Origin of the sequence: Gemmata algarum, from assembly GCF_034097035.1 — a bacterium.
GTDB lineage: Bacteria > Planctomycetota > Planctomycetia > Gemmatales > Gemmataceae > Gemmata > Gemmata algarum.
In genome coordinates this window covers 1-16,472 of the sequence record NZ_JAXBLV010000230.1, presented here as the reverse complement: position 1 = coordinate 16,472, position 16,472 = coordinate 1, and the positions used below count along the sequence as shown (strand labels likewise).

Below are 16,472 nucleotides of genomic sequence, written 5' to 3'. Positions count from 1 at the left end.
GTTTAAAAAACAGTAGTGTTTATCCTTGAAATCACAGCGTATTTGGCTGTGATGGGCAATGCCTTCAACTTCTCCGGACAATTGGCACGGCGTCTGCTTCACTTTCTTTTGTCGAGCACCGATTGCTGTTCTGAGTGCGCTGTGGGGAGAGGCGGCGCAGTCAGAAGGGTAAATACAGCTCGCAGAAACTACCACCGGTGTCTTGGTCGATGGGAGAGGCGGCCAAGGCACCGGTGGTATCGTTAATCAAACCCAAAGTGATGGGCCGTTTGGAAAGTCAAAATCGGCTTTCGATGCAAGTCCGGAATTATCTCGGTGTGCTGTCGCAATGGTCGCCAGGGATTTAGTGGCCGTAACAGGTTGTCATGCAAGGGCTTGCGAATTGACTGTCTAAGCGGCCAAATCAAACTCGTAAAAGCCTGAAAACAAGAGAGGCGACCCGTTAAGGATCGCCTCTCTGTTTGCGTCGGGAGAGTGACGCAGCCTTTTTCTTCAGGCATCATGCCCCATTTCGATGTGTTATGCAAGTGCAAATTTCTTACTTCTTTCACTTTGTGACCGCGGCCGGTGATGCGGTCGTACGCTGCAATGCCTCTTTCTGCTTCTTCACGTCTTGTATTTAAACTTGTTCCGGCGTTTCGTGGTAACCATTCTTGATCGCTGGCAAGTGATCGGTGAGTTATCCGAGCCGGAAAAGGAGTCGTGCGTTGTCGAGAAACACTTGTTCGTGGTTGTCGGCCGGGACACAGGTTTTAACGAACTCGCGGTACGCGGTCATAGGAGCGAGCGGCCAGTCGGTGCCGTAGACGAACCGGTTGGGCCGTTCGGAATACTTGATCGCCTTACGGATGTTCTGAGCCAGTTCGTACGCTGCTTCGCGCCCTTCTTCTGAGGCAAGGTAGCTGTCGTCGCCGATCATCAGACCGGAGAGGTCCGCCCACACGTTAACGTTCTTATAGATCACTTCCGCGGCGTCCGTCATCCACGGGTTGCCGAGATGGCAGATGAGGAACCGACAGTCCGGGTGGTCGACGGCAACCTCGTCAACGCCGAGGGGGTGCGCGTAACGAAGCTTGGCCTGCGGCGAGTACGTGTCGCCGGTGTGGAACATGACGGGCACGCGGTAGCGAGCCGCAAGTTCGTAGTACCGCTGGTAGCTCGGGTGAGCCGGTTCGAAATGCAAGTAGCCGAGGTAGCCCTTCAGCGCGACCACCACACCGCTCGCGAGGACGGCTTCGACCCTGCGGAAGTGTTCCGGTGTGTCGCGCGTGGGGTCCATTACCCCGATGGGGCGGAGCCCGGGAACGAACGGGGCGACCTCGAGCGTGCCGTTGATGCCGAGCGGATCGCTATCGTCCTCGGTCCACGCCCCCATGGCGAACACGTCCGTAACGCCGGCGGTCTGCATCTCGCGCCGGAGCTGGGTCGCGATCACTTCGGGCGCCTCGCGGAGCAGCGGGGCAAGAGACCCGACGCCCGGTAGGTTCGGCGGAACCGCGTGGATGTGGACATCGATCATCGCCCGGCTCACGGGGGGCAGGTACGCGGCGCAACTCCGGTGTTAGTGTAGGGGTGCGAATAGTAGAAGCGCGAACACCGCCGGTGCTCGCGCGTCAGTGTGATGTGGTTCACGGGTTGCCGGTTGCAACCGGAGCGATCGGTCCGGCCCCGACGGCGGGGACCGCCCCGGCTGCGGCGCCGGCGACCTGCTGACGGAACTTGGTCATATCGTGCCGGCGGATCACAATCCCGTTGCCGTTCTGCCCCGGCCCCATCGTGTACACGCCGAGCTGCCCGGTTGTCGTTTCCGAAAGATACAGCGCGGACTGCCCCTGGGTGATGTAACCGGTGGTCATCATGAAGTGAACGTCCTGCTGAGCTTTGATGTTGAACTCGGCGGTGAGGTCGACTTCGGCCCAGCCGACGATTTTGCCTTGGGCACGGTCAATAACGGTCCCGAGCAACTTGCCCGCCTTATAATCGAGTAACCAGACGCCATCGGTTTGAACGCGCGGGTTCACCGAGACCGCCCCGGTGGCCATGATGTAGTCTTGGTAGCGGTCGTTGGATGCCGCCGCGGCTTGCCGCGGCGGGCCGAGGTAGTACGCGGTGCCAATGATCCCGGCCGCGAGGCCGAGGGCGACCAGTCCGACGGAACCGATCCGGTACATGGGTGATCTCCGGGGGGCGGCGGGAGCCGTTTGGGCGACGGGCATAGCGTACCGGCGCATTATGTCCAGCCGAAGTGAGCTTTGGAGCAGAGCTGGGCAAGGGTTCAACCTGAGCAACTTGGGGCGTCTGCCGAGCCACACGATTCAGTCACGGAAGTTTTGTGTTGAAAACAATGAGTTGCGACGTTTAACTGCCATTTTAATTCAACTCGAACCGGAATTCGTTCCCCCGGGTCCGACACATCCTGTGACTGCTGTGCGGGCGGAATCTGGACGACAAGGTCGCTCGCACCCTCACACACCCGACCGCGCCGTGACCACGCGTGGCACCCGAGCCGACGGCCGCTTCCCTCGGGCCGAGGGTTCGATCGCGGTGTAGATCGATTCCGGTAAGGAATGCACGCATACCACCGGTGGGGTGAAGTAAGGGTGGCGGTGTTCGTTCGGCGCCCGGTTGGTGATCCGTGGGGAGGGGGCCGCGACCTGGGCCAACAGAAACTTCCGGGGCTGATAGTGCGGACAGTAGGAACGGAGCCGCATCCAGGTCACGTCGGTGAGTACCTGCGTGGTGTTCGGCGCCGCTGTCGCGGTGCCGGCCGGACCGGTCAGCACCGTGTAACGAAAGTAGGGCAACTGCCGGAAGTGATCAGTCGTCGATTTCGATCGGCACGGGCACGCGGTTCTGAATGTCGAGTTCCGGCGGGCGACATGCCAGCTTCACTTTGAAGGTTTTTCGAGCAGCGCCGCGCTGCACCTCGATCTCAACCACGGCCCCCGGACGGAACGAGGTAATGTGAGCGATGACCTGATCGAACGTTTCGGGCTGAAGTGTGCCGACCCGTATGAGTATATCGCCGCGTCGCAACCCGGCGGCCTCAGCAGGTAGCCCGGGTTCAACGCGCTCGACCGCGAGCGTTCCGTTGGCTACGGTAATGCCCATGTACCCACGTGCCATCGGGTCCGGCCTGAGAGCAGGGGGGACCGGTGCCAGGGTGTAAAAAGTCACCGCCCCGAAAAGAAACGTGAGCGCGGTCATGATAGCTTCCTCGCGCGTGCGCACCGCCGCCGGGAGGTGATCGGCGACATTCCACTCATGCCCGAAGTGCAGCGCGAATGCAAGCGGGAAGTTCGCCAGTTGGCCGGATCCCGCCTCTACTCAGCTAGGGCTGCATAAGGGCTCAATCTGAGCGACTTGGGGTATCGGTCGAGCCACACAATTCAGTCAAGAAAGGTTTGGAAGGCAAAGGGTTACGACGTTTCACTTCCGTCGCCGTTCGACCGAACACGGAGCACAGTATTGCCCTGCATTCGACTCGGATTGTCATCAATCGCAGGGCAGTAGTTCCACCACGGGCCACAAAAAACACAACGTGAACGGGAAACAAAAGGCGTAAAAGACGTTTCAGGTCTGCTTCTGTGCCCTCGTCTCCCGTTCACGTCGTGCCCGAGCCGTTTAGCAGCTTACGACACCGCAGCGACTAACCCGCTCACCCCATCAGATTCTGCGACAAACCCCGCGCCGACGAAAAGAGCCAGCGCTTCACGCTTCGGGGTCCGCTCCGTGCCAACCACCACCACTTTCAGGTTCGGGAGGGTGCGCCGGAGCTTGGCGCACGCGAGGTATCCGCTCTCGTCGCCGGCAACTTCCGGCACGAGTACCGCGTGCGGAGCGGTCGCCGCCGCGGCGGCGTGAATGTCACGGCCGGTGGTGAGGGTGTGAACCTCCCACCCGAGTGAGCTGAGCTGTTCGGTCAACTTTGCGGCCTGCGCGAACCGACCGGCCAGAACCACCCGCTTCGTGTGGCGTTTCATGGTCCGAGTGGTCAGGGCGTTGCGCGTGCTGCTGGTGATAGTCATAGTCCTCATTTTTTCCTTTTCCTGCCGACCTCCAACCAGACACGGCAATTTCCAAATAGTTCGCGTCTGGTGGACCCGACTTGCGCCGCAATCCGGAAAATAGACGTTTCTTCCGGCAGAGCCGGTCCGGTTGCGCCATCAAGTGCGAAATCGGCGTAGGTTCTGGGTTCTTTCTTGCCACTGTCGAAAGTCGAAGCTAGAACCGAACTTCCGGCGTGCGAACCCTCTGCTCGCTCTGTCGATTGCCTTAGCTTAGAACGGAGCTAGGCGAGAGCGAGGAAGAGGAGCATAGTAGACCCGGCGAGCGCCGTCGAGGTCGGGTGGTTTGAGTGTCCCTCGCTATAATTACAGCCACCGCGGAACCGTTACTCCCCCTAACGTTTTGAGAGGCCAGAACTCATGGCGAAGGCCCGCATCTCGATCGGCACCTGGGCGTACCTCTTCAACCAAGAGCAGCCGACGAACGACTTCCACGTGATCCTGCACAAACTGCAAGACCTCGGGTACGACGGGGTGGAACTGGGCAGCTTCGGCCCGCACCCGAGCCCGGTTTCGCACCCGACGAAGGCCAGCCGCCAGAAGCTGCGTAAGGAGATCGCGGACCACGGGTTGGCGCTGTCGGGAATCGCGGTGGACTTGTGGGCCTTCAAGAAACCGGGCACCTCAATCGTAGACGAAAACCCGAGCCCGTATCTGACCGCGTTCCTCGGGTGGTGTGCGTTCGCCGCCGACCTTGACGTGAAAACGATCCGCGTCGACACGGTCGTCGACTGGGACTACTTCGAGAAGGATGGCAAGGAACTCGGTGCCGCAAAGGGCCTGGACCGCATCGTGAGCGTGTGGGATAAGGCAAGCAAGATCGCGGCCGACCACGGGATGAACATTTGCTGGGAGTTCGAGCCCGGGTTCGCGTTCAACAAGCCGTCCGAGATCGTGCAACTGGTCGAACAAGTGCGGGCGAAGGGGAACAACAACTTCGGCGTGCTGTACGACACCTGTCACGCGCACATGTGCGCGGGGATCGGCGCGAACCAACCCGGCACCAAGGAGACGCTGCCCGGCGGCGCCCTGGAACTGCTCGAAAAGCTGAAGGGCAAGATCACCCACGTCCACGTGATCGACAGCGACGGCAGCCTGAACGAGCACAACACCAGCACGCACAACCCGTTCGGCACCGGCAACCTGGACTTCGACAAGTTGGCCCCGGCTCTCCGCAACAGCGGCGTGCCGAACGACTGGTGGTGCGTGGACCTGTGCTTCTGGCCGAACGCGTGGCAGGTGACCGCGGACAGCAAGAAGTACCTGGACAAGCTTCGCGAGAAGTACGCCGCGGTGTGATACAATCGGACCGGCGAGCGGGGAGGCGTTGGCCTCCCCGCTTCTTTCTCTACTGCGAGCCGACGGATGACGGCGACTCAACCGGCACTGAAGACGTTCGCGGACCTGCACGCCAAGCTCGGAGGCGTACCGCTGGACCGCATCCGACTGCACCCCGCGCTCGGGACCGCGACCGAAGTCGACCTCGAACGCGCCGGCAAGCCGACGTGCGAACTCATCGACGGCGTCCTCGTGGAGAAGGCAATAGGGACTTTCGAGTCGTTCCTGGGAATCCACATCGCACGGCTGATTGGGAACCATGTCGAGGCCAACGACCTGGGTGTCGTGACCGGCGAAGCCGGGCTCATTCGGCTCGGGCCGGATCACGTTCGCGCGCCGGACGTGACGTTCATCCCGTGGTCCGAGTTCCCGAACGACGAGATGCCGCAGGACGAAGCGTTCTGGTCCGTCGCACCGGGGCTGATCGTCGAAGTGCTGAGCCCCGGGAACACGACAGCCGAGATCGATCGGAAGTTGGCGGAGTTCTTCAAGGTCGGGTGCAAACTCGCATGGATAATCGATCCGCGGGCGAAGGCTGCGAAGGCCTACACGTCGGCGAAGAAGTTTAAGGAGTTGGACGAAACCGGTACGCTTGACGGTGGTAAGGTGCTGCCGGGTTTCACGTTGTCGCTCGCGGACCTGTTCGCGTCTACTCAGCGCGGAAAGAAGAAGCCACGGTAAGGGTTTATGGGTGCCGAGGAGCAGTTTGCCGAGCAAGTGGTCGCATTCCGAGAATGCGTCGAGTGCGCCGACACGGGTGAGCCCGCGGTTCGGACCGCTTTATCTCACCTTCTGGGCCTCTTTCAAATTGCGCTTAGTTTGCCGAAGGTTGATCCGAACACACGCGACGTACCCGCCGTGCCCGACAGCGAGTGGAGGCGTGTATTTCGAGCGTGCGAACGCTTACCCGTCAAGCATTATGGAATGGTGTTTGACTCCCTTGTCGTTCCGCCTGAAGAGGCCGTGATCGGTTGCGTTGCGGACGACTTGGCGGACATTTATCGTGACCTCATCGCGGGCCTTCAGACGCATGTGAGCGGCAACCGCGAACTGGCTACTTGGCACTGGCGATTCACGTTTTGGTCCCACTGGGGGCGGCACGCGGTTGGAGCGATGGGCGCTCTCCGCGGTTGGTTGGAACAGCGGGGGACTTGGTGACGCCGCACAACCGGACCACGTTTGGCCGCTCTTCGCTTCATTTCGCCCCGGCGGTTATTGCCGAATTGTCGCCCCGTCCGCATACTCGCCCTGAACTTCCTTTCTTAACAACACGCTGTTAGGCGCTCATGCACCGGGCGTATCATCGCTGGTGGAGCCCGTCGCTCCACCGGGACATGGAGCTTCTCGAGTTCGGACACGGGGGGGCGCGGGTGGTCGCATTCCCGACGTCCGGCGGGCGGTTCTTCGAGTGGGAGAACCGCGGGCTGGTCCGCGCGCTCGGGCACGCGCTCGAAAACGGCTGGCTGCACCTCACCTGTGTGGACGCGGTGGACCGCGAGAGCTGGTATGCCTACCACACGCACCCGGGGGCGCGGGTGTGGCGCCACGAGCAGTACACACAGTACGTGATGAACGAAGTGCTGCCGTGGGTGCAGTGGCGCAACCCGAACCCGTACACCATCTTCACCGGCGCGAGCTTCGGTGCCTTCCACGCGCTTTCGATGGGGCTGCGCTACCCCGACCGGGTGAACCGTATCCTGAGCATGAGCGGCTTGGCCGACATCAAGATGTTCCTGTCGGGCTACCACGACCAGACCGTGTACCGTCAGAACCCGGTCGATTTCATTCCCAACGAGCACGACGGTTGGCGCCTGGACCGGCTGCGCTCTCAGAACATCATTCTGGCGGTAGGGAACGGCGACCGGTTAGTACACCAGAACCGCGAGCTGTCGGGTAAACTGTGGGGTAAAGGGATCGGTAACGCGCTCCGCGAGTGGGACGGGTTCGCGCACGACTGGCCCGTTTGGTCCGACATGATCCAGAAGTACATCGGCGGCAATGATTGAGATCGTTCACCGCAGCGGGCACGCGCGGGCGCAGAGAATTTCAAGAAGAGCATCAAACGCGTTCTTGGCTCTTCTCTGTGCCCGCGCGTAGCCGCTGTGAATCCTGCTTTTGAGCCAATTATGAAACGTGTAGGCGTCATTGTCGGGCGCGAGTGGTCGTTCCCGCCGCGGTTCATCGACGAGGTGAACGGGCGCAACGCGGGCGTCGTCGCCGAGTTCGTGAAACTCGGCGGCACCCGTATGGACGAGAAGATCCCCTACGACGTCCTCGTGGACCGCATCTCGCACGAGGTGCCGTACTACCGCAGCTACCTCAAGCACGCGGTGTTGGAGGGCGTCACGGTCATCAACAACCCGTTCATGTGGACCGCGGACGACAAGTTCTTCGGCGCCTCGCTGTGCGCCAAACTCGGCCTCGCGCACCCCAAGACGCTGGTGCTGCCGAACAAGGATTACGTACCGGGCATCGTGAAGACCGAGAGCCTGCGGAACCTGGAGTACCCGCTCAACTGGCAGGCGGTTGTAGACCACGTCGGGCTCCCGTGCATCCTCAAGGACGCGCACGGCGGCGGGTGGCGCGGGGTGTACGTGTGCCACAGCGTCGAGGAACTGATCCGGTACTACGACGGCTCCGGGCTGCTCACGATGATCGCCCAGGAGTTAATCCAGTGGGACCAGTACGTGCGGTGCATGTGCCTGGGCCGTGACCGCGTGCTGCCGATGCCCTACGACACGCACAACCGCCGCTACATCGCCGAGCCCAACTACCTCTCACCCGAGCTGAACGCGCGGGTGATCCGCGATTCGCTCAAACTGGTGGATGCGCTCGGGTACGACATGAACACGGCGGAGTGGGCCATCAAGGACGGCGTGCCGTACGCGATCGACTTCATGAACCCGGCTCCGGACATGGACGTGAACTCGCTCACCCCCGAATACTTCGAGTGGGTGGTGAAGCACATGGCCGACCTCGTCATCGACCGCGCGCTGAACCCGCGGCCGCAACTCGCCGAACTCAAGTGGAGCAAACTGTTCTGACCGGACCTGGGTGGGCTCGAACGCGCAACGCGCGAAGGCCCAGGAAGAGCGCGCCGCCGGCGCCCGGTTCCTCTCGTGCCGGACCTCTTGCTCTTTCTTTTTTGTGCTTAGTGTGCTTTTTTGCGGCCGTTCTGATTCTTCCCCCGGGGCGTGCCATGCCTGCCGACGCGATTACTTCCTACCACGACTTGCTCGCGTCCGGCGGCACACTCGCGGCCGACTCACAGGGGGCGCTGGAACGGGCGCAACAGTTGCGGGGGCTCCAGTTCGGCACCCGTCCCGTTTGCACGGTGTTGCGCCCGCGGTTCCTCACCCCGGAGCAATACCGGCTGCTTCACGACACCGTCGGCACCCTGCTCCCTGCGTTTCAGACCGTGTACGATCGCGCCCTGGTCGACCCGGCGTTCCGCGGGCAGTTCCGGTTGCTCGACTGGGAGGAGCAACTCCTTTCCGTGGAGCCCGGGTTCACCTGCCCGAGCCCGACGAGCCGTTTCGACACGTTCTTCGCGTCCGACGACGAACTCCTGTTCACCGAGCTGAACTCCGAAACCCCGGCCGGGGCGGGCTACTCGGACGCACTGAGCGAGGTTTTTTACGGATTGCCGGTGTTTCAAGAGTTCCAGCGCCGCTTCCGGGTGTTTCCGATTCCGGCGCGGCCCGGGGTGCTGCACGCGCTCACCGACTCGTTCCGGCAGTGGCAGGGGCACACGTCCGACCCCCCGCGGATCGCGATCCTCGACTGGCGCGAGGTGCCGACGTTCAGCGAGTTCGTGATCTTCTACGACTACTTCAAGGCGATGGGGTTCGAGGCGCGTATCGTGGACCCGCGCGAGGTGGAGTACCGCGACGGCAAACTGATGGCCGGCGACTACCACATCACGCTCATCTACAAGCGGGTGCTGATCGGCGAGCTGATCGAGCGCGGCGGGCTCGATCACCCTGTCGTGCGGGCCGTGCGCGACCGGGCCGTGTGCATGGTGAACTCGTTCCGGTGCAAGATCCTGTTCAAGAAGGCGTCGCTCGCAGTGTTGTCCGACGAGCGTAACCGGGGCCTGCTCACGCCCGCGCAGCAGCAGGCCGTTACGAAACACATCCCCTGGACGCGGGTGATGGAGGCCCGCACCACCACCGGGCCGGACGGCGCGGCCATCGACCTGGTCCCCTGGGCCAGCACGAACAAGGACCAACTGGTACTGAAGCCGAACGACGATTACGGCGGGAAGGGGATCGTCCTCGGCTGGCTGGCCGACCAGCGCGCCTGGGACGAGGCGGTGCAGACGGCCCTGACCCACCCGTATGTGGTTCAGCAGAAGGTGACGATCCCGCACGAGGCGTTTCCGAGCTTCGAGAACGGGGCGCTGCACGTCCTCGACCGGATGCTGGACACGAACCCATACGTGGCGTTCGGCACGCACATGCACGGGTGCCTGACCCGCATCTCCACCGAGGCGCTCGTGAACGTGACCGCCGGCGGCGGCTCCACCGTGCCGACGTTCCTGGTCGAACCGCGGTGACCGGGGCGCGGCTCCACCGCCGGGCACCGGTTCGGCCTCAACGTCCGCTGGCGGTGGCGGCCTCCACGAGCGTTCCGTCGGCGAGGTCGTCGCCGGGACGCACCACCAGCCGCTCGCCGCCGGTGAGCCCCTCCGTGATCTCGACGGTTTGACCGTAATCGCGCCCTAATTTCACCGCCCGGTACGTCACGCGCCCGGCGGTGTCGACCAGCGCGACCTTCGCCCCCTCGGCGCGGGTCACCACCGCGGCCCCGGGGACGCGAACGACGTTGCCCGGGTTCTCGAGTTGGAACCGCACCTGAAGGTACATCCCGGGCAGCAGTGCGCGGTCCCGGTTCGGCACGGCCACTTCGACCCGCAGCGTGCGGGTCAGCACGTTGACCGACTGCGTGGTGCGGGCCACCGCGCCGGCGAACTCGTGCCCGGGCACCTCGCGCCGCGAAACCGGCGCCGGCTGTCCGGCGCGCACCGCCGTGGCGAACGTTTGCGGCACGTCGGCGAACACCCGCAGCGTGTCTATCTGCGCTAGGTGGAACATCTCCCGCCCGGCCGAGCTGTCGGCGACGACGAGCGCCCCGGGGTCGTAGTTGCGGGCGGTGATGACGCCGCCGAACGGCGCCGTCACCTTCTGGAACCGTTGCAGGTCCTCCAGCCTCTTGACGTTGGCCTCGCTCGCCTTGACCGTCGCGTCGGAGAGCTCAACCGTCGCGGTCGACACCTTGAAGCTCGCTTCCGCCTCGTCGCGCTCCTGCTTGGAGCCGGCGCCGCCGCTGTACGTTTGCCGGACCCGGTCGAGGTTCAGCCGGCTCAGCTCGACGCTCGCCTTATTCCGGTCCCGGGTCGCGAGCGATTCGCCCAGCGCCGCCCGCGCCTGAAGCAGTTGCGCGTCTACTTCCGGCGTCTCGATCTCGGCCAGCAACTGGCCCTCCTTCACTTCGTCGCCGATGTCCACGTACCACTTCCGCAGGTAGCCGCTGGTGCGGGCGTACACCGCGGTCTCGCGGAGCGGGTACGCGGTCCCCGGGAGCACCTGCTCGACCTTCGGCGGCGCGCGTTCGGCGGTCACGACCAGCACCCGGGGGCGGTCTGCGCGCACGGCCTCCGCCGCCTCGCTGCGGTCGGTCTGTTGCCGGTGCCGGGCCCGAACGCCGGCGACGCCCAGCGCCCCGAGAGCGGCGAGCGCGAGAACGGCCAGCACGAGCAACCGGAGGAACGACGGCCGCGCCGGCGGGGCTTCGACGTGGTCCGGGTCGGCGTGCCCGTGTGCGGCGTTCGAGTGCGGTGCGGAGGTGCTCACGGCCGGCTCCCTTCGAGGTCCTGATCGTTTCAAGTTCCGGTTCCAGTACCCCGGGCGAAGCCGCGCGGGGTACTCGGATGACTCAGTCCGCGTCGGCGGGTTCGGCCGGCGCCGGCTTGGGCCGGAGCAAGCTGTACATGACCGGCACGAAGAACAGGGTGTACGCGGTGGCCACGGTCAGGCCGCCGATAACGGCCCGGCCGAGCGGGGCGTTCTGCTCGCCGCCCTCGCCGTGCCCGAGCGACATCGGCAGCATCCCGGCGATCATCGCCATCGCGGTCATCAGCACGGGACGGAGCCGCGTCGAACCGGCCGCGAGTGCGGCCCTGCGGCCGTTCAGGCCGGTGGCCCGCTTCTCGTTGGCGAACGTCACCATGAGGATGCTGTTCGCGGTCGCGACGCCGACGGTCATGATCCCGCCCATGAGGGCCGGGACGCTCACCGTCGTCCCGGTGGCGAACAGCGCCCACAGGATGCCCGCCGCGGCGCCCGGCAGGGCCATCAGGATCACAAACGGGTCGGTCCACGACTGGAAGTTGACCACCATCAGCAGGTACACCAGCAGCACCGCGAACAGCAGCCCGAACGCCAGCCCCGCGAACGACTCGTCCATGCTCTCGATCTGCCCGCGGATCGCCAGCGTGCTGCCCTTCGGCAGTGTGCCGCGTGACTCTTCGACCACCGCCTTGATGTCGGCCGCGGCGCTGCCCAGGTCGCGGTCCTGCACGGTCGCACACACCTCGTAGACGGTTTGCACGTTGTAATGGCTGATGAGTCCGGACGACTCCGCACGCCGCACCGTCGCGAGGTTGGAGAGCAGTTGCGGCTCGGCCCCCTCGCCGGTGACGGGCGTGCTGAGCAGCGCGTCGATCGAATCGATACGGGCCTGCGGGGTCTGCACGGCGACCCGGTAGTTCACACCGTTCTTCGGGTTCACCCAGAAGTTGGGCGTGCCCTGGAACGACGAACTCAGCGACACCAGCAGCGATCGTGCGGCTTCCTGCTGGGTCACGTTCAGTCCGCTGGCCATCACGCGGTCCACGTCCACGCGGATTTCGGGCGCGTCGGCAATTTGCCGCAGCCGCACGTCCACCACGCCCGGGATCTTGCTCAGCTTCTCGCGCAACTGCTTCGCGACCGCGAGGTTCTCCTCGCGCCGGACCCCCACCACCTGCACGTTGATGGGCGCGGGCTTACCGAACGTGAGTACCTGACCGGTTACGTCGGCCGGCAGGAAGTCGAACGTGCATCCCGGGAAGCGCTTGGGCAGCTCCTGTCGCAGCCGGCGGATGTGCTCGGCCGTCGGGCGGTGGTCGTGCTTCAGCGACACTAAGATCTCGCCGTCGTACACGCTCACCAGCTCGTTGTTGATGTACGCGGTGTTCGTGTAGAACGGGGACACGCCCATGTTGTCGATGACCGTGTCGCGCTCCGCGTCGGGGATCTGCTCGCGGATCACGTCCTCGATCTGTCCGAAGATTCGCTCGGTCTCTTCCAGCCGCGTGCCCGCGGGCGCCCGGACGTGCAGCCGGATCTGGCCGGCGTCGACCGTGGGGAAAAAGTCGCGGCCGATGAACGGGACCAGCGCGAACGACCCGATTGCGAACCCGAGCATGAGTGCGACCGTGACGCCGCGGTTGCGCAGCGCCCAGTCGAGCAGCCCACGGTATGCTTGGCGCACGGACTCGAACGTGGTCTCGAACTTCGCGTGCAGCTTGCCGAACACGCCCGAAGGGGCGTCGTGCTGACCGCTGGCGTATTGTTGGGCCTCACGCCCCAGCAGGAACAGCATCAGCGTCGGCACCAGTGTGCGCGACAGGAAGTAGCTCGCGAGCATGGCGAAGATCACCGCCATCGCCAGCGGGATGAACAGGTAAGCCGCCGGGCCGGTGAGGAAGACCACTGGCACGAACACGATGCAGATCGCGAGCGTCGATACGAGCGCGGGAATCGCGATCTGCTGCGCCCCGTCGAGGATCGCGTGCCGGAGCGGTTTCCGCATCGCCATGTTGCGGTGAACGTTCTCGATCTCGACGGTCGCGTCGTCCACCAGAATGCCGACCGCCAGGGCCATTCCGCCCAGGGTCATCACGTTGAGCGTTTCCCCAAACGCCCAGAGGCAGAGGATCGAACACATCACTGACAGGGGGATGGAGATGATGATGATGAGCGTCGAGCGCCACGACCCGAGGAACACGAGGATGAGCAGCGCCGTCAGGCCCGCAGCGATGGCACCTTCGTGCAGCACCCCGTTCACCGACTCGCGGACGAACACCGACTGGTCGAACAGCACTTCGAGCTTCAGTTCCGGCGGCATTTGCGCCTGGATGCCCGGCAGCGCCTGTCGCACGCGGGACACGACTTCGATGGTGGACGCTCCCTCGCCCTTCATAATGGGGAGCAAAACCGCCCGCTTGCCGTCGCGGCGCACGACGTTGGTTTGCACCGCGTAGCCGTCCCGCACTTGGGCCACGTCCCGGAGGTAAACGGGCGTGCCGTTCACCGTTTTCACCGGCATCTGGTTGAACGCCTCGACCAGCTCCGGGCTGCTGTTCACCTTGATGTTAAAATCGGTTTCGCCGATTTTGGCGGTGCCGGCCGGAAGGATCAGGTTCTGCGCGTTGACCGCCGTGCTGACATCCGCGGCTGAGAGCCCCCGCGCGTAGAGCTGCTGCGGGTCCAGATCCACCATGATCTGGCGTGGCTTTCCGCCGTAGGGCTGGGGCACGCGCGCCCCCTGAACCGTGCCGAGCCGCTGAATGATGAAGTTGGCCGCGTAGTCGTACAATTCCGCTTCCGTCAGCGTGTCACTGGACACGGCGATCTGGGCTACTGGAACACTGGTGGCGCTGTACCGCACGATGTACGGCGGCGTGGTGCCTTGCGGCATGTTGCTCAGTACCGTCTGGCAGGTCGCGGTTACCTGAGCGGTGGCGGCTTCGATCTTGGCGTTCGGGCGGAAGTAGATGCGGATGACCCCCGTGCCCGTGTACGCCTGGCTCTCCATGTGCTCAATGTCGTTGACCGATGCGGTCAGCACCCGCTCGGTGATGAGGAGGATGCGCTTCTCGATGTCGTCCGCCGGCATCCCCGAATACAGATACACCACCGTGACAACGGGGATGTCGATGTCGGGGAAGTTGTCCTGCGGCATCTTGTAAATCGCGACGATCCCGACCACCAGGATCAGCAGCGAGACGACAACGAACGTGTACGTGCGGTCGAGGGCGAGTTTAACGATCCACATGGGGCGGCCCCTGAGATGTCGCGGCGTAACGCGGCATCGCGATTCGAACCGGCGGCAACCGGGAATACCCAAATAGGGGCGGAAGGCTGTCAGCAATTATCGATAATCGATAAACGAGATGCAATAGCTGGCATGCGTATTGTTTACAGTGAGGAATTGAAGCGGCACTCTCCCCGAGGCTCGCGCATGTCTGTGAAGAAGGGCAGCGTTCGGGATCACGTCCGACGCGCGCTGACCGAGCGAATTCTGGCGGGGCACTATCGGCCCGGTGAGCGGCTGATTGAGTTGCAACTCGCGCGCGAGTTCGGAACGAGCCAGGGATCGGTACGCGAAGCACTTCGGGAGTTAGAAGCGTCTCGCTTGGTCGAGACGAAGGCGCATCGCGGCACCTACGTCCGGGTGGTCGGCACGCCGGAAATCCGCGAGGCCTACTTCGTCCGCGGCGTGCTCGAACAGGCTGCCGCTTTAACGGCGGCCCCGGCACTCGCCGGCCGCGCGGAAACGTTGCGCCCCGGCGTCGTAGCAATCCTGCGGGCCGCCGACGCGAAAGATTACGCCGATCAGGCGGCCCAAGTGTACTCCCTGCACCGCACGATTGTGGCCGCGTCCGGCAACGCCACCCTGTTGCGTTTGTGGGAGGCCCTTGCGTTCGAAACGTGGGTCCGAATCCGCTTGGGGTGGGGCGAAATCAACCGTAAGCTCGCGGAAACGTCTTACGAACGCATCCTTGCGGTTCTCGACAGCGGCGACGGTGCTACCGCGGGAATTCTTCTCCGGGAGCATGCTTCTGCATTTTCTCCCCCACCTGAATCAGAGACGACGACCAAACCCGTCCCGCCTGCGTGAGCCAAATTGTGGGAAAGCGGAATGGAAACTGCTTATAGCTCAGATCCGAAGTTCAGGTTGCACTTTTGCCATAAGGCACTTGTTCGAAATGATTTGCAACGCATAGCGAGTATCGTTGCTTCTGCCTTGTGCCGAAGCCTTTGACCGCATCAGGCGATTTCACTAGCGTATAATTTGTCTTTGGACGATATTTTATTCGGCAGGAAGGTGCATCGCCGCGGTTGGGACGGTACGTAAAGTGGTCAAGTTTTGCCGTCTTGGGTAGACACGAGGCTGTTGACTGGGTAGCATTAATTTTCCACACTGCCGCGAAGGGTACCCTATGAAGCTCCGCGTGTTCCTGCTGACGGTCACGCTCGCCCTCTTTAGCGGGGCTAGCGCTCGAGCTGGTTACCAGTACCAGTTCGTTAGTGGTGGTCAGGTGATTAATAGCAGCATTCAGGTGAATCAGGGCAGCACGGTCGATGTTCAGGTCTACCTGATTCAGACAGGCGGTAGCGATGGGCTTTCGACCAGCGGCCTGAATGCGGCTGGCGTTCGTCTCAACTACAGCCCGAGTGGCGTCGCTCAAGTGACAGCGATTACTCCCAACTCGACTCCGATTGGCGCTTTCGACACCGCGACGACCACCATTTCAACCGGCAGCACCAAATACGCTCGGTTGAATTTGAGCAACGAACCGGGTGGCTCGGGGCCTGCTATCTCCCCCGACGGCCGCGTACTGCTCGGTACGTTTACGTTCTCAGGTATGTCTGTGGGAACGACAACCGTGTATGCCTCAGATGCGACCAGTGGTATTGATAACATCCTTGCCAATGGCCAGTTCCTCGACTCAATGATCAACTACTCGGCTTCGACCATCACCATTAACGTGGTGCCGGAACCGGGCACGATGGTTCTTTCTGGGTTACTTGCCGTCGGAATTGCCGGCGGAGCAGTGCGTCGGTTCCGCCGTCCGGCCACGACTGCTTGACCTTCAATTTGCCGTTATTTCAGCGGGGCCGGCATCGAAGCTTCGATGCCGGCCCCGCTGAAATATTAGTGTATTACGCGTTCTTTTAACTCAACAATTCAGCACCACAAGTTGTTCTCGACCGCGTGACTGGCTCGCGTCGGTCG

14 protein-coding genes are annotated in these 16,472 nt (G+C 63.3%); 8 read left to right on the top strand and 6 right to left on the bottom strand.

All coding sequences use genetic code 11. From position 1 onward, the window contains the following. Positions 1-679: 679 nt before the first annotated feature. From R5W23_RS28550 to R5W23_RS28535, 4 genes are all read right to left on the bottom strand, one after another. Positions 680-1,519, bottom strand: a complete 840-nt coding sequence (locus R5W23_RS28550; RefSeq protein ID WP_261190032.1) for an amidohydrolase family protein — start codon at positions 1,517-1,519, stop codon at positions 680-682. A 109-nt stretch (positions 1,520-1,628) separates the two neighbouring features. Then, the gene (locus tag R5W23_RS28545; protein ID WP_261190031.1) at positions 1,629-2,171 is read right to left on the bottom strand and encodes a hypothetical protein; all 543 of its coding nucleotides are present in this window, start codon (positions 2,169-2,171) and stop codon (positions 1,629-1,631) included. A 646-nt stretch (positions 2,172-2,817) separates the two neighbouring features. Continuing rightward, positions 2,818-3,207, bottom strand: coding sequence for a PDZ domain-containing protein (locus tag R5W23_RS28540; protein WP_261190030.1), 390 nt, complete (start codon positions 3,205-3,207; stop codon positions 2,818-2,820). 425 nt (positions 3,208-3,632) lie between these two features. Further along, the gene (locus tag R5W23_RS28535) at positions 3,633-4,037 is read right to left on the bottom strand and encodes a response regulator (protein ID WP_320689312.1); all 405 of its coding nucleotides are present in this window, start codon (positions 4,035-4,037) and stop codon (positions 3,633-3,635) included. 390 nt (positions 4,038-4,427) lie between these two features. On the opposite strand from R5W23_RS28535, the gene R5W23_RS28530 reads away from it, so the two are divergent. The 6 genes from R5W23_RS28530 (at position 4,428) to R5W23_RS28510 (ending at position 9,963) form a co-directional block, all read left to right on the top strand. Next, complete coding sequence (locus tag R5W23_RS28530; protein ID WP_261190028.1) at positions 4,428-5,366, top strand: sugar phosphate isomerase/epimerase family protein; 939 nt, start codon at positions 4,428-4,430, stop codon at positions 5,364-5,366. Positions 5,367-5,432: 66 nt separating this feature from the next. Next, positions 5,433-6,086: a Uma2 family endonuclease gene (locus tag R5W23_RS28525; protein ID WP_320689311.1), complete on the top strand. Its 654-nt coding sequence runs from the start codon at positions 5,433-5,435 to the stop codon at positions 6,084-6,086. 6 nt (positions 6,087-6,092) lie between these two features. Continuing rightward, a complete protein-coding gene (locus tag R5W23_RS32825; RefSeq protein ID WP_407936173.1) occupies positions 6,093-6,563 on the top strand; it encodes a DUF5063 domain-containing protein in 471 nt (156 codons plus the stop codon). Between the two features lie 212 nt (positions 6,564-6,775). After that, positions 6,776-7,411 (top strand): esterase family protein, encoded by a 636-nt coding sequence (locus R5W23_RS28520; protein ID WP_320689310.1) that lies wholly within the window; start codon positions 6,776-6,778, stop codon positions 7,409-7,411. Between the two features lie 120 nt (positions 7,412-7,531). Next, entirely contained in the window at positions 7,532-8,449 is a 918-nt protein-coding gene (locus R5W23_RS28515; RefSeq protein ID WP_320689309.1) for an ATP-grasp domain-containing protein, read from the top strand. Positions 8,450-8,604: 155 nt separating this feature from the next. Further along, positions 8,605-9,963: a hypothetical protein gene (locus R5W23_RS28510; RefSeq protein ID WP_320689308.1), complete on the top strand. Its 1,359-nt coding sequence runs from the start codon at positions 8,605-8,607 to the stop codon at positions 9,961-9,963. Between the two features lie 37 nt (positions 9,964-10,000). On the opposite strand, the gene R5W23_RS28505 is transcribed toward R5W23_RS28510, so the two are convergent. Beyond that, a complete protein-coding gene (locus R5W23_RS28505) occupies positions 10,001-11,260 on the bottom strand; it encodes an efflux RND transporter periplasmic adaptor subunit (RefSeq protein WP_320689307.1) in 1,260 nt (419 codons plus the stop codon). Positions 11,261-11,342: 82 nt separating this feature from the next. After that, the gene (locus R5W23_RS28500; RefSeq protein ID WP_320689306.1) at positions 11,343-14,507 is read right to left on the bottom strand and encodes an efflux RND transporter permease subunit; all 3,165 of its coding nucleotides are present in this window, start codon (positions 14,505-14,507) and stop codon (positions 11,343-11,345) included. Positions 14,508-14,693: 186 nt separating this feature from the next. Between R5W23_RS28500 and R5W23_RS28495 the strand changes: the two genes are divergently transcribed. Next, positions 14,694-15,353: a GntR family transcriptional regulator gene (locus R5W23_RS28495; protein ID WP_320689325.1), complete on the top strand. Its 660-nt coding sequence runs from the start codon at positions 14,694-14,696 to the stop codon at positions 15,351-15,353. Between the two features lie 322 nt (positions 15,354-15,675). Then, positions 15,676-16,326 carry a PEP-CTERM sorting domain-containing protein gene (locus R5W23_RS28490; RefSeq protein WP_320689305.1) on the top strand — a complete coding sequence of 217 codons (651 nt, stop codon included), beginning with the start codon at positions 15,676-15,678 and terminating at the stop codon, positions 16,324-16,326. Positions 16,327-16,472 lie beyond the last annotated feature (146 nt).

What these genes read in the sequence shown, in the direction of transcription:
- R5W23_RS28545 (WP_261190031.1), bottom strand. Translation starts at nt 2,171, where the DNA reads ATGTACCGGATCGGTTCCGTCGGACTGGTCGCCCTCGGCCTCGCGGCC.
- R5W23_RS28500 (WP_320689306.1), bottom strand. Translation starts at nt 14,507, where the DNA reads ATGTGGATCGTTAAACTCGCCCTCGACCGCACGTACACGTTCGTTGTC.
- R5W23_RS28530 (WP_261190028.1), top strand. Translation starts at nt 4,428, where the DNA reads ATGGCGAAGGCCCGCATCTCGATCGGCACCTGGGCGTACCTCTTCAAC.
- R5W23_RS28550 (WP_261190032.1), bottom strand. Translation starts at nt 1,519, where the DNA reads ATGATCGATGTCCACATCCACGCGGTTCCGCCGAACCTACCGGGCGTC.
- R5W23_RS28535 (WP_320689312.1), bottom strand. Translation starts at nt 4,037, where the DNA reads ATGAGGACTATGACTATCACCAGCAGCACGCGCAACGCCCTGACCACT.
- R5W23_RS32825 (WP_407936173.1), top strand. Translation starts at nt 6,093, where the DNA reads ATGGGTGCCGAGGAGCAGTTTGCCGAGCAAGTGGTCGCATTCCGAGAA.
- R5W23_RS28495 (WP_320689325.1), top strand. Translation starts at nt 14,694, where the DNA reads ATGTCTGTGAAGAAGGGCAGCGTTCGGGATCACGTCCGACGCGCGCTG.
- R5W23_RS28510 (WP_320689308.1), top strand. Translation starts at nt 8,605, where the DNA reads ATGCCTGCCGACGCGATTACTTCCTACCACGACTTGCTCGCGTCCGGC.
- R5W23_RS28525 (WP_320689311.1), top strand. Translation starts at nt 5,433, where the DNA reads ATGACGGCGACTCAACCGGCACTGAAGACGTTCGCGGACCTGCACGCC.
- R5W23_RS28515 (WP_320689309.1), top strand. Translation starts at nt 7,532, where the DNA reads ATGAAACGTGTAGGCGTCATTGTCGGGCGCGAGTGGTCGTTCCCGCCG.
- R5W23_RS28540 (WP_261190030.1), bottom strand. Translation starts at nt 3,207, where the DNA reads ATGACCGCGCTCACGTTTCTTTTCGGGGCGGTGACTTTTTACACCCTG.
- R5W23_RS28490 (WP_320689305.1), top strand. Translation starts at nt 15,676, where the DNA reads ATGAAGCTCCGCGTGTTCCTGCTGACGGTCACGCTCGCCCTCTTTAGC.